The sequence below is a fragment of the Isoptericola halotolerans genome (genome assembly GCF_013149785.1).
GTDB lineage: Bacteria > Actinomycetota > Actinomycetes > Actinomycetales > Cellulomonadaceae > Isoptericola > Isoptericola halotolerans.
This window is the reverse complement of sequence record NZ_JABEZU010000001.1, coordinates 282,777-295,178: the sequence shown is the minus strand read 5'-3', so window position 1 is coordinate 295,178 and position 12,402 is coordinate 282,777. Positions and strand designations below refer to the sequence as shown.

The 12,402-nt window shown below is 71.9% G+C and carries 12 protein-coding genes; 5 read left to right on the top strand and 7 right to left on the bottom strand.

Annotated elements, in window-relative coordinates:
- Position 1 precedes the first annotated feature (1 nt).
- The 3 genes from HDG69_RS01475 to HDG69_RS01465 are packed head-to-tail and all read left to right on the top strand — an operon-like array spanning position 2 to position 3,086.
- Entirely contained in the window at positions 2-1,054 is a 1,053-nt protein-coding gene (locus tag HDG69_RS01475; RefSeq protein ID WP_171782010.1) for a VWA domain-containing protein, read from the top strand.
- Positions 1,051-2,058, top strand: a complete 1,008-nt coding sequence (locus tag HDG69_RS01470) for a vWA domain-containing protein (protein ID WP_171782009.1) — start codon at positions 1,051-1,053, stop codon at positions 2,056-2,058. The genes HDG69_RS01475 and HDG69_RS01470 overlap by 4 nt, the downstream gene beginning before the upstream one ends.
- Positions 2,055-3,086 (top strand): hypothetical protein, encoded by a 1,032-nt coding sequence (locus HDG69_RS01465; protein WP_171782008.1) that lies wholly within the window; start codon positions 2,055-2,057, stop codon positions 3,084-3,086. The genes HDG69_RS01470 and HDG69_RS01465 overlap by 4 nt, the downstream gene beginning before the upstream one ends.
- Before the next feature lie 42 nt (positions 3,087-3,128).
- Here the strand turns inward: HDG69_RS01465 and HDG69_RS01460 are convergent, their stop codons facing one another.
- Genes HDG69_RS01460 through pdhA form a run of 3 tightly spaced genes read right to left on the bottom strand, consistent with a single transcriptional unit; the run spans position 3,129 to position 6,765 of the window.
- On the bottom strand, positions 3,129-4,589 hold the full coding sequence (locus tag HDG69_RS01460; RefSeq protein ID WP_171782007.1) for a dihydrolipoamide acetyltransferase family protein: 1,461 nt from the start codon (positions 4,587-4,589) through the stop codon (positions 3,129-3,131).
- A gap of 23 nt (positions 4,590-4,612) precedes the next feature.
- Positions 4,613-5,617, bottom strand: a complete 1,005-nt coding sequence (locus tag HDG69_RS01455) for an alpha-ketoacid dehydrogenase subunit beta (RefSeq protein WP_171782006.1) — start codon at positions 5,615-5,617, stop codon at positions 4,613-4,615.
- Entirely contained in the window at positions 5,614-6,765 is a 1,152-nt protein-coding gene (pdhA, locus tag HDG69_RS01450; protein WP_171782005.1) for a pyruvate dehydrogenase (acetyl-transferring) E1 component subunit alpha, read from the bottom strand. Before pdhA ends, HDG69_RS01455 begins: the two co-directional genes overlap by 4 nt.
- Before the next feature lie 126 nt (positions 6,766-6,891).
- Here pdhA and HDG69_RS01445 point away from each other — a divergent pair, with 126 nt between their 5' ends.
- Both HDG69_RS01445 and HDG69_RS01440 read left to right on the top strand, forming a co-directional pair.
- Positions 6,892-7,350 carry an alpha/beta fold hydrolase gene (locus tag HDG69_RS01445; RefSeq protein ID WP_343036202.1) on the top strand — a complete coding sequence of 153 codons (459 nt, stop codon included), beginning with the start codon at positions 6,892-6,894 and terminating at the stop codon, positions 7,348-7,350.
- A 75-nt stretch (positions 7,351-7,425) separates the two neighbouring features.
- Positions 7,426-8,079, top strand: coding sequence for a trimeric intracellular cation channel family protein (locus HDG69_RS01440; protein ID WP_171782004.1), 654 nt, complete (start codon positions 7,426-7,428; stop codon positions 8,077-8,079).
- A gap of 50 nt (positions 8,080-8,129) precedes the next feature.
- Here HDG69_RS01440 and HDG69_RS01435 read toward each other — a convergent pair whose 3' ends face one another.
- The 4 genes from HDG69_RS01435 to HDG69_RS01420 form a co-directional block, all read right to left on the bottom strand.
- Complete coding sequence (locus tag HDG69_RS01435; RefSeq protein ID WP_171782003.1) at positions 8,130-9,074, bottom strand: glycoside hydrolase family protein; 945 nt, start codon at positions 9,072-9,074, stop codon at positions 8,130-8,132.
- Positions 9,075-9,088: 14 nt separating this feature from the next.
- A complete protein-coding gene (locus tag HDG69_RS01430) occupies positions 9,089-10,000 on the bottom strand; it encodes a carbohydrate ABC transporter permease (RefSeq protein WP_171782002.1) in 912 nt (303 codons plus the stop codon).
- Positions 10,001-10,002: 2 nt separating this feature from the next.
- Complete coding sequence (locus HDG69_RS01425) at positions 10,003-10,845, bottom strand: carbohydrate ABC transporter permease (protein WP_171783119.1); 843 nt, start codon at positions 10,843-10,845, stop codon at positions 10,003-10,005.
- A 202-nt stretch (positions 10,846-11,047) separates the two neighbouring features.
- A complete protein-coding gene (locus HDG69_RS01420) occupies positions 11,048-12,340 on the bottom strand; it encodes a sugar ABC transporter substrate-binding protein (protein WP_171782001.1) in 1,293 nt (430 codons plus the stop codon).
- Positions 12,341-12,402 lie beyond the last annotated feature (62 nt).

Here is a 12,402-nt window from a genome sequence, read left to right as displayed (position 1 = left end):
CGTGCCCGACCGGATGCTGCTGTGGCCCTGGGTGGCCGTCGCGCTCGCCGCCGTCGTCGTGCTGACGGTGGTGCTCGTCGTGCTGCTGGCCCGACGTCGTCGACCCGCCCAGGACTCGCTGCGCGTCGCCCACACCGACGCTCTGCTCCGGCTGCCCGAGGTGCGCCGGGCGCTGCTCGGTCATCGCGCCTGGCAGGTCGCCGGCATGCTCGTGCTCGGACTGTGCGTGGTCGCCACGGCGGCGCTCGCCGCCCGCCCCGTGGAGCGGGAGGTGACCAGCGAGCGCCTCGCCACGCGGGACATCGTGCTGTGCCTGGACGTGTCGGGGTCGATGCTCCCGTACGACGCCGCCGTGCTGTCCCTGTACGCCGATCTCACCGAGCACTTCGCCGGGGAGCGCATCGCGCTGGTGGTCTTCGACTCCACGGCCCGCACGGTCTTCCCGCTCACCGACGACTACACCCTGGTGGGCGAGCAGCTCGCCGCGGGTGCGGAGGCCGTCGGGCTCGACACGGAGCGGCTCGGCAGCAAGACCCTCGAGGAGATGTCCGACCGCGAGCTCGCCCAGGTGCAGGACCTCCTGACGTTCACCGCGGGGACCACCTCCCTGGAGGACTCCAGCCTGATCGGCGACGGCCTGGCCACCTGCGCGCTGCAGTTCGACGAGCACGGCACCGAGCGGTCGCGCTCGATCCTGCTGGCCACCGACAACTTCGTCGGTGAGGACCCCGTCTACTCGCTGGGCGAGGCCGCCGAGCTGGTGGCCTCGCGGGACATCACCCTCTACGGCCTGTACGGCGGCCCCGCGGACCGTGTCGGAGGTGCCGAGGAGTCCGACTACCGCGCGGTGGTCGGCGCGCACGACGGCCTGTACTTCACGCTCGACGACCCCGGCGCCGTGGAAGCGCTGGTGGCGGACGTGCAGGCCCAGCAGGCGGTCGCGCTGGACGCCGACGCCGAGTCCGTCCTGACCGACGTGCCCGGCCGGTGGTACGCCGTCCTGCTGCTCGGCACGGGGATGCTCGTCCTTGCCGCCTGGAGGGTGCGCCCATGACGTTCGCCCCGCTGGTCAGCGCCTGGCTGCTGGTCCCCGTCGTCGCGCTGCTGGCGGCCGTCACGATCACCGCGCTGGTGCGTTCGACGTCGGCCGCCGAGCGTCTCGGGTGGGTCCGACGCACGGCGATCGTCGCCGTCGTCGGGCTGATGGGCGCCGGCCCGTCGACGGCCACCTCCAGCCTGGACACCACCGTGGCGGCGGTCGACGTGTACTTCGTCGTGGACCGGACGGGGTCGATGGCCGCCGAGGACTGGGGACCCGAGCAGGACGCCCCGCGCCTGGACGGGGTCCGTCACGACGTGACGGCCCTCGCGGAGTCGGTCGGTGACGGCCGCTTCGCCGTGATCGCCTACGACTCCCAGGCGACCCGGCAGCTGCCCCTGACCTGGGACCGTGGGGCGCTCGGGTCCTGGGCGCAGTCGGTGACGCACGAGCTGACCGACTTCTCCCAGGGTTCCCTCGTGGACCGCCCGCTGGACGACCTCGCCGCGGCGCTCGAGGGTTCGCGCGAGCAGAACCCGGCGAACATGCGGGTGGTGTACTTCCTCACCGACGGCGAGCAGACGGCAGGCGGTGAGCCCCGCTCGTTCGCCGACCTCGCACCGCTGATCGACGCCGGCGCCGTGCTCGGGTACGGCACCACCGACGGAGGTCGCATGCTGGAGAGCACCCCGGCGGGCGTCGGCCCCGGGTACATCCAGGACCCGGCGGGCGGGGACGGGCTCTCCGTCGCCGACCCCACGACCCTGCAGGCGCTGGCCGACGAGCTCGGCCTGCCGTACGTGCACCGCACGGGGCCCGACGACGTCGCCGCGCTCGTCGACGGGATCGACCCGGCCCAGGTGGCCGCGGACGGACGCCGCGAGGTGACGACGTACCGCCCCGTCGTCTGGCCGCTGGCGCTCGTGCTCGGTGCGCTGCTCGCCGGGGAGGCCGGCGCCTGGTCCCGGGCGGTCGCCCGGACCGTGCCGGCACGACGACGGACGGGGGCGGCACGATGAGCGGCGTCGGGTCGCAGGAGGTCCCCCGGTGGGCACGGTCCCGCAAGCCGCCCGGTGGCGCGGCGGGCGACGGCCGACCGCGCCGTCGTCGACGCTGGCTGTGGGTCCCGACCGGGTTCGTGGCGCTCCTCGGGCTCACGACGGGCCTGCAGCTGACGTTCGCGCCGCTGGTCTCCTCCTGGGGTGTGCGCGACTACACGTCCGGCGACCTGGAGACGGCGTCCGACCGCTTCCGCGCGCAGGCGGAGGGCATCGTGCCGCAGCAGTGGCGTGCCGACTACAACCTGGGCACGTCGCTGGCCGCCCAGGCGGTGGCGGACGAGCGCGGCTGGCTCGCCGGGGAGGGCGCCGACCGTCTCGAGGCCGCCTATGCCGGCGCCGAGGACCAGTCCGCCGAGGTGCGCTGCGCGATCGTCACGAACTGGGCGGCTGCGCTCGAGATCAGCGGCGACACCTGGCTCGAGCGCGGCGACGAGCTCGCCGAGGAGTCGGAGGCGGTCGCCGCGGAGATCGCCAAGCGCGACGCGGGCAAGCCGTACGACGAAGAGGTCATCGACCCCTACGGCGAGTACGGCGACGAGCGCGACCCCGAGGACCTGCGCGAGCAGGCCGACACGAACTACTGGCTCGCGGAGTACGACTACGGCCGGACCCAACGGGTCCGGTCCCTGCCGGACTGCGCCGACTCGTCGCAGACGCAGGACGCCACCGAGGCGCAGGAGCGGGCGCAGGAGAAGGAGCAGCAGGCGCACGACGCGCAGACCGAGAACCAGGGCGCCCCGGAACCCGAGCCGGAGCCTGCCACCCCCGAGGAGGCGGAGGCGCAGCGCCAGGAGTCGCTCGGCGAGCGCAACGAGCAGGCGGCCCGCGACGTCGAGATGGACGAGGCGGAGGCGCGTGAGCTCGGCGGCACGGGCGACGACGGGGACACCGAGGAGGACGTCGGCGAGGACACCGACGGTTCGACCGGTGGGGACGGCGACGGCGACGAGGGCGAGGGCCCCGGTTCCCTCCCGCGGAACTGGTAGCTCCCTGCCGGTAGCTCTCCTGGCGGCACCCGCCGGCGTGCGTCAGCCCCAGACGAGCCCGCGGGCGGGGTCCTCCAGCACCCGGGCGACGTCGGACAGGAACCGCGACCCGAGCTCGCCGTCGACCAGCCGGTGGTCGAAGCTCAGCGCGAGCTGGGTCACCCAGCGCGGCTTGACCTTGCCCTGGTGCACCCACGGCTGCTGCCGGATCGCCCCGAACGCGAAGATCCCGGCCTCGCCCGGGTTGAGGATCGGCGTGCCCGTGTCGATGCCGAAGACGCCCACGTTCGTGATCGTGAACGTCCCGTCGGACATGTCCGCGGGGCTGGTGCGCCCCGCCCGGGCGGTGGCCGTCAGCTCCCCGAGCGCCTGGGCGAGCGGCAGCAGCTCGTGACGGTGGGCGTCCTTGACGTTCGGCACGACGAGCCCGCGCGGTGTCGCCGCGGCGATCCCCAGGTTCACGTAGTGCTTGTAGACGATCTCGCGGGCCTCGTCGTCCCAGCTCGCGTTGATCTCCGGGTGGCGCTTGATGGCGAGCAGCACGGCCTTGGCGGCGATCAGCAGCGGTGTGACCCGCACGTCGGCGAAGTCCCGGTCCGCCTTGAGCCGCTCGACGAGCTTCATCGTCTTGGTGACGTCGACCGTGCGGAAGACGGTGACATGGGGGGCGGTGAACGCGCTGGCCACCATGGCCTCGGCGGTCCGCTTGCGCACGGACTTGACCGGGACGCGCGTCTGGCGCCCGTCGTTCGTCACCGATCCCGAGGCGAGCCAGGGCTGGTCGTCGTCGGGGTAGGTCGCCAGCGCCTGCGGAGCGGCGGCGTCCGCGCGGGCCACGACGTCCTCGCGGGTGACGATCCCCCCGGGGCCGGTCGGCTGCACGGAAGCCAGGTCGACCCCGAGGTCATTGGCGAGCTTGCGCACCGGTGGCTTGGCGAGCACCCGGACACGGGTCGCCGGCGTCGTGCCCGACGGCGCGGCGCCGCTCGCGCCGACGTCGGCCGGGACGCTCACCATCGGCTTGGCGATCCCGGGCTGCTTCTCCGGTGCGGCCGGAACGGGTGCGGGCACCGGGGCGGGCGCGGAGGCCGGGGCCGCCGCAGCGGGCGCGGAGGCCGCGGAGCGCCGACGACGGCGCGCACCACCGGCAGCAGCGGCCGTGCCGTAGCCGACCAGCACCGACCCGGAGCCCTCGGCCCCGGCCGGCGTCGCTGCGTCGGACGCCGGTGCTGCGGCTCCCGACGGCGGGCTCGCGACCGCGTCCGCCGACCCGACCTCGATGATCGGCGTGCCGACGTCGACGGTGGTGCCCTCCTCCGCGAGGAGGGCCACGACGGTCCCGGCGAACGGGGACGGCAGCTCGACGAGGGACTTGGCGGTCTCGATCTCGACGAGGACGTCGTTGACCGCGACGGTGTCGCCGACGGCGACCTTCCACTCGACGATCTCGGCCTCGGTCAGTCCCTCGCCCACGTCCGGGAGGGGGAAGCGCTGGTTGCTCATCGTGCTCCTCGTTCTCGGCCGGCTCAGTGGGACAGGGCGCGGTCGACGGCGTCGCAGACGCGGTCGACGTCCGGCAGGTAGTCGTGCTCGACCTTCGCCACGGGGTACGGGGTGTGGAAACCACCGACGCGCTGCACGGGTGCCTCGAGCGAGTAGAAGCACTCCTCGGTCACCCGGGCGGCGAGCTCGGCACCGGGCCCGAAGTACGTGGGTGCCTCGTGCACGACGACGCAACGGCCGGTGCGGCGCACCGAGTCGACGACCGTCGGCACGTCCAGCGGGGAGATCGAGCGCAGGTCCACGACCTCGGCGCTGGTGCCCTCGGCGGCCAGGGCGTCCGCGGCCGACAGTGCCGTGGCGACGGTCGGGCCGTAGGCGACGAGGGTGACGTCGGTGCCGGTGCGAGCGATGCGGGCGGTGCCCAGCGGGTCCGGGCCACCGCCGTCGAGCGACGGGACGGGGCTGTCCAGGTCCACCTCGCCCTTGGACCAGTACCGGCCCTTGGGCTCGAAGAAGATCACCGGGTCCGGGGACACGACGGCGGCGCGGATCATGTCGTAGGCGTCCTGCGGCGTCGCGGGCGAGACGACGCGCAGCCCGGGGGTGTGGGCGAAGAGCGCCTCGGGCGACTCGGAGTGGTGCTCGATGGCCCCGATGCCCCCGCCGTAGGGGATCCGGACGACCACGGGCACCTGGATACGGCCGCGGGAGCGGTAGTGCAGCTTGGCGAGCTGGGTGGTGATCTGGTCGTAGGCCGGGAAGACGAACCCGTCGAACTGGATCTCGCAGATCGGGCGGTAGCCGCGCATCGCCAGGCCGATCGCCGTGCCCACGATCCCGGACTCCGCCAGCGGAGTGTCCACGACCCGGTGCTCGCCGAAGTCCTTCTGCAGCCCGTCGGTGATGCGGAAGACGCCGCCGAGACGTCCGACGTCCTCCCCCATGACCAGGGCCTTGTCGTCCGCGTCCAGCGCGGCACGCAGTCCCGCGGTGAGGGCCTTCGCGAAAGGCATCGTCTGCGTGCTCATCGGGCGGCCTCCGCGGTCTCGTCCTGGTAGGTCGTGAACCACGCACGCTCGGTCTCCACCTGGGCCTGCGGCGTCGCGTAGACATGGTCGAACATCGAGACGGACGGCGGGTCCTCGATCGAGCGGACGTCGGCGCGCAGCCGCTCGGCCAGCGTCTCGGCGTCGGCCGCGACCCCGGCCGCCCAGTCGTCGTCCCACCGGTCCTCGGCACGCAGCAGCGCGGCGAGGCGGTCGATCGGGTCGCGCAGCGCCCACTCCTCCTCCTCGGCGCGCTCGCGGTAGCGCGTCGGGTCGTCCGACGTCGTGTGCGCACCCATCCGGTAGGTGTAGGCCTCGACGAAGGTGGGACCGCCGCCGGCGTAGGCGCGCTCCAGCGCTTCCGTCATGACGGCGTAGGACGCCAGGACGTCGTTGCCGTCGACGCGCACGCCCGGGATGCCGAAGCCCTCGCCGCGCTTGTACAGCGGCACCCGGGTCTGGCGCGAGGTGGGCTCGGAGATCGCCCACTGGTTGTTCTGGCAGAAGAACACCACCGGGGCGTTGTTCACGGCCGCGAACACGAGCGCCTCGCTGACGTCGCCCTGGCTGGACGCCCCGTCGCCGAAGTAGGTGACGACGGCGGTGTCGCGCTCCGGGTCACCGGTGCCGACGAGCCCGTCGCGCTGCAGGCCCAGCGCGTAGCCGGTGGCATGCAGGGTCTGCGACCCGAGGACGAGGGTGTTCAGGTGGACGCGGTGGTCGGCCGGGTCCCAGCCGCCGTGCTCGGTGCCGCGGTAGATGCGCAGCCGGTCCACGGGGTCGACGCCGCGCACCTGCAGCACGCCGTGCTCGCGGTAGGAGGGGAACACGAAGTCCTGCGGACGCAGGGCGCGCGCCGAGCCGACCTGAGCCGCCTCCTGGCCGCGTCCCTGGGGGTACAGGCCGAGCTCGCCCTGCCGCTGCAGGGCGGTGGACTCGTCGTCGAACCGGCGGGTGAGCACCATGTCGCGGTACATCGTGCGCAGCTCCTCGGTGCCGAGGTGGGCCGTGCGGTCGCGATAGGCGGCGTCCTGCGCACCCTCGGTCCGGCGGCCGTCGGGGCCGACGAGCTGGACGAACGGCACGCCCTCGGCGGATGCGCCGTCGGACCCTTCAGGGGCGTTGAGCATCTCGCGGTCTCCTCTCGGTGGCGGCCCGTACCGGGTCAACCTACGGTCACGTAGCCTACGCCAGCGTAGGTTGACGCTCCCGGTCAGGTCTGTCGGCGCGCCGCCCAAGACTCGCTCCCGCACTTTGTGGGAATCCTCCAGGACACGGATCGCGCAGGACCCGCCGATGCGGACGCGTGCCCGAGGTGTTCAGGTGCCCGTGCGCGAACCTCACAACAGCTCGGCTCACACCTGATCCTGAGGGATCGAACCCTCGCCGGGCTCGACCCCATGTTCAAGATCGGGTTCGCCGCAGACGCCACCGACGCGGACGCCGCGTTCCTGCGCGACTCGCAGGTGCCGATCAACATGTCTGCCTTCGGGGTGGCGGTGAAGCACGCGGCCTGGCGCGACAAGCCCGCCTGGGCGGTCATCGCCACGGAGGACATGTCGTTCGACCAGGCGATGCTGCAGCACATGGCCACCCGGGCCGGTGCCGAGATCACGAACGTCTCGGCGAGCCACGCCGTGTTCATGACGCGGTCCGACGTCGTGGCGGACGTGATCGCCACCGCCGCGAAGAACGCGGTGCGCGTCGCGGGCTGAGCTCCGCGACATCACCGTCGGGGCCGGTCCGCACGACGCGTGCGGACCGGCCCCCGAACCCGGGAGGCCAGCAGCATGATCACCACCACCTTCCAGGTGTCCCTGTGGATCGAGCTCTTCGCCGCGAGCCTCGGAGGCATCCACGGCGCGATGTTCGCGGCGGGAGAGAGGCGGCGCCGTCTCGACGTGCTCGGCGTCATCACCCTCGGACTCACCGTCGCGCTCGGTGGAAGCCTCCTGCGTGACATCGTGCTGAATCAGCCACCGGTCGTGATCTGGATGAACTGGTACCTGGTGGCTGCTGCCGCGGCCGCCGTCCTCGGCATGCTGCTGCAACCTCTCTTCACGCGAGCGGATGGCGTGTTCACCGTGCTCGACGCGATCGTCATGGGCGTCTTCGGCGCGATCGCCGCCTCGAAAGCACTGGCCCTGGGCGTCGGTCCCACCGGCGCCCTGTTCGTCGGCGTCATCGGCGCGATCGGGGGTGGGATGCTCCGTGACCTCATCCTGAACCGCCCGATCTCCTTCCTCCACGTCGGTACCCTCTATGCCGTCGCAGCCGGGGCCGGCGTCGTCTCTCTCGTCGTGCTCCTTCTCCTCGGCGCACCCATCGTGGTCGCGGGTGTCGTCTGTGTCGCGGTGACCACCCTCGTGCGCCTCGGCAGCGTCTTCTTCGGGTGGACCTTCCCCGAGCAGCGCGCGGTGATCCACCCTCGAGAGCCGCAGTGACGCCGACCGCCTCGGACCTCGGTCTCGGTGCGGTCCGCCGCGGCTCGTCGTCAGCCCTGCCCGACGACGAGCCGCTCCCCCGCCCAGCGCACGGGCATCGGGTCGCTGATGCTCCCCACGAACTCCCCGTCCGGACCGTCGTGGTGGAACGCCAGGAACCGCCAGCCGCCGTCGCGGGCCCGCACCAGGCGCCCGCTGTACAGGCTCGCGCCGGTCAGCGGGTACGCCCCGGCGACGTCGAACGGGCCGAGCAACGACTCCGCGGGCACGGCCCACACCCCGCCGGGCACGTCCCGCCGGTCGTCCGGCCGGTCGGAGGCGAGGCAGGAGAACAGCAGCACGGGACGGCCGTCGACCTCCTCGACCTGGACGACCTCGAGCTGCCCGAAGCCCTGCCCGACGTCCGTCAGCGGCGGGCGCAGCTCCCACGAGCGCAGGTCGGCGGACCGCGCGTGCCCGACGACGCCCCGCTCGAACGGCTCACCCGTGCGGCCGCGCGCGGTCAGCAGCATGTGCCACCCCTCGCCGTCAGGGTCCGGCAGCACCCACGGGTCGCGGAACGCCTCGTCGTGCCACTGGCCGTCGGCCAGCGTCTCGTACCAGGAGCCGTCGGAGGTCAGCACCGGGTTGTCCGGCGACTTGTGCCAGGTCGTCAGGTCCGACGACGTCGCGTAGCCGATGCGCTGCACGTTGCCGGCCGGCGTGAGGCTCGCCCCGGTGTAGAAGAGGAACCAGGTGCCGTCGGGGTGCCGGACCACCGAGCCGGTCCAGGTGGCGAGGTCGTCGAAGGAGCCCTGCTCGCCGCGGACCAGCGCGTCGGGCAGCCGGTCCCAGTGCACGAGGTCGTCCGAGACCGCGTGGCCGATCGAGGCGCGGTAGTGGCGGGCGTCCGGGTCGTGCAGGGCCCGCGAGGCGTACAGGAAGAACAGGTGGTGGCGGTCGCCGTCGTCGGCGAACCAGAAGTCCCACACCCAGGAGTCGGGAAGCGTGAACATGAGTACCTTTCGGGTCAGCCCTTGACCCCGCTCGCGGCGACGCTGGAGACGAACGCACGCTGGAAGGACAGGAAGACGACGAGGACGGGGATCGTGATGAGGGACGTGTAGGCCATGACCTCGCCCCAGGCGGTGTTGAGCTGGAAGAAGTACTGCATGCCGACCATGACGGGGCGCAGGTCCTCCTGCTGGACGACCATGAGGGGCCACAGGTACTGGTTCCAGGCCGGCAGGAACGTCAGGATCGCGACGGTCGCGAACGCCGGCCCCGCCAGCGGGGCGACGATGCGCCGGTAGATGGTGAACCAGCCCGCGCCGTCGATGCGTGCGGCCTCGTCCAACGACTTCGGGATCGTCGAGAAGTACTGGGTGAACAGGAAGATCGCGAACGCGTTGGCGATGAACGGCACGATCTGCACGTGGTAGGAGTTCAGCCAGCCGAAGTCGTACTTCGGCACCCCGCCCTCCAGGACGAGGGTCGGCAGCTTGGACACCCAGTAGACCATCGGCACGGCGATCGTCTCGAACGGCACGATGAGCGTCGCGATGACGAGGCTCAGCACGAGCGAGCGCCCCTTCCACCGCATCCGGGACAGGGCGAAGCCCGCCATCGAGTTCACGATCAGGCCCAGCCCCACGGTCAGCACGGTGACGAGCACCGAGTTGAACAGGAAGCGGCTGACCGGCACGCGGTCGAACACACCGAAGTAGTTGTCCAGGCTGATGTCGCCCACCGGCAGGAAGGCCTGCGGGGAGCCGATGTCGGACAGGATCTGGGAGTCCGGCTTCAGGCTCGAGACGAGCATGAAGACGAGCGGGAAGAGGAAGATCACGGCCAGCACGCTCATCGCGGCGTACGACCAGACCTTGCGCCGACGGCGCACGTCGTGCTCGGCGAGGGGTGCAGCGGTCCTGGGCGTCGTCATGATCAGTCCTTGTCTCGGGTCAGGTGCCGCTGGACCAGCGCGATGATCAGCACCAGGACGAAGAAGATGAGCGAGATGGTGGCGCCGTAGCCCGTCTCCAGCTCCCGGTAGCCCTTGCGCACGGCGTGGTAGACGAGCGTCGAGGTGGAATTCACCGGTCCGCCCTGCGTCATGACGTCGACCTGCACGAACAGGCCCAGGGCGGCGATCGTGATCGTGACGAGCACGAAGACCATGGTCGAGTGCAGACCCGGCCAGGTGACGTTGGCGAACTGCTGCCGGGGCGTGGCCCCGTCCATGCGCGCGGCCTCGTAGAGCGCCTCCGGGATGGTCTGCAGGCCGGAGAGCCAGATGAGCATGTGGAAGCCCACCGCCTGCCAGATCGAGAGCACGATGATCGCGCCGAGCGCCGTGCTCGGGTCGTTCAGCCAGGCCATGCCCTGCCACGCCCCGAAGGTGATCGTGTCGATCATCGAGTTGATCAGACCGTTCTCCTGGTACATGAACCGCCACAGGATCGACACGACGACGATCGACGTCACGACCGGGATGAAGAAGATGACCCGGAAGGCGGTCACGCCGCGGATCTTCTGGTTCACCAGCACCGCGAGGAGCAGACCGAGGGCCGCCTGCACCGGGACGACGACGGCCGCGAAGACGAAGGTGTTGAGCATCGACCGCAGGAACACCGGGTCCGCGGTGAACGCCCGCAGGAAGTTGTCCAGGCCGACGAACCGCGGCGGGTTGGGCGAGATGAGCCGGGCGTTGGTGAACGACAGCCCGAACGCGAGGAGCACCGGGATCACGAGGAACAGCAGCAGGAGGACGAGCGCCGGTGCGGCCATGCCGAACCCGGCGCGGCCTTCGCGGCGTCGAGCGGCACGGGTGCCGTGGCGGCGGCCGGCGGCGGCGGCGGGTGCACGGTCCCCGGGTCGGCTCGCGTGCGGGGGCACAGGGGTGCTGGTGGGAGTGGTCATGGGTCTGCTCCGTCCGGGCGCGGGGCGGTCGCCCGAGGGGTTCCGCCCCGCGCCGGTCAGGAGGGACGGCTCAGAAGCCGTACCCGTCGTTGGACTCGATGTTGGCGTCGATCTCGGCGACGGCGCCGTCGAGCGTGGAGGGGATGTCCGCGCCGTTCATGATGTCCTTCGCCGCCTTCTCGAAGGTCGAGGAGATCACCGGGTACGCGGGCGTCTCCGGTCGCAGGAGCGCGAAACGCTCCGACAGCTCCACGAAGGGGCGCAGGTCGCCGTCGGGCGAGAAGTGCACGGAGGCCTCGACGGCGCCGGGGGTGGCCGGGATGACGACCTGGTTGTCGGCGAACGCCGTGACGTACTCGTCGGCGAAGCTGAACTCCAGGTAGGCGCGCGCACCGTCGGGCGCGTTGCAGGTCGAGGAGATCCCCCACTGCCAGGAGCCGCCACCGATGCGCGGGCCGTCGCCGAAGTCCGGCGGGGGCAGGATGAGCAGGTCGTCGCCGACCGCGTCGAGGGAGTCCATCGCGTTCCACACGCCCGTGTAGCTCAGGGCGACCTCGTCGTTGTTGAACTCCTCGTTGCCGACCGTGCCCGAGTCGCTGGCCCAGCCCTGCTCGAAGGCGCCCTGGAACCAGGTGAAGAAGTCCACGGCCTCGGGGCCGTTCAGCGCACCGTCGGCGGTGAGCATGGTGTCACGGTCGACGAGGTCGCCCCCCGCGCTCTGCAGCATCGGCGAGTAGGCGTAGGACCACCACTCGCCGGTGTCCTCGGCGCCGATGTCGAGGGGCGTGTCGTAGCCCGCGTCCTGCAGGGTGGCGAGCGCCTCGTCGAGCTCGTCGACGCTCCACGGGTCGTCGGCGGTCGGGATGCGGATGCCGTTGTCCTCGAGGACCGACTGCCGGGCGAAGATCGCCAGGGCCGCGTCCCAGTAGCCCGCGGAGTAGATCTCGTCCTGGTAGGTGCCCACGGCGGTCGGCAGGAGGGAGTCGGTGACGGCCGGGTCGAGGTCGAGCGGCTGGATGTACCCCGCCCACGCCCAGTTCGGGACGATGGGCCCGTCCATGTCGAGCAGGCAGGGCAGGTCGTTCGCCGCGGCGGCGGCCACGATGGCGTCGTTGTAGGCGCCCTGGGGGAAGGCCTCGGTGACGACCTCGTAGTCGTCCTGCGAGGCGTTGAAGTCGGCGATGATCTGCTCGTAGACCTCGAGCTCGGCGGGGTTGCCGGCCGAGTGCGTCCACATGGTCAGCTCGACCGGGCCGTCGCCGTCCGGGGTGGTGTCGCCCTGGCCTGCCTGCCCGCACCCGGTGAGGGCGAGTGCTGAGACGGCGGAGGCGGATACGATCGTCGCGAGGGATCTGCGGTTCATCTGGAGTTCCTTCCAGGTGTCGCGGCATCAGCGCCGCGACACTCGCTCTGTGACCGTCCGGT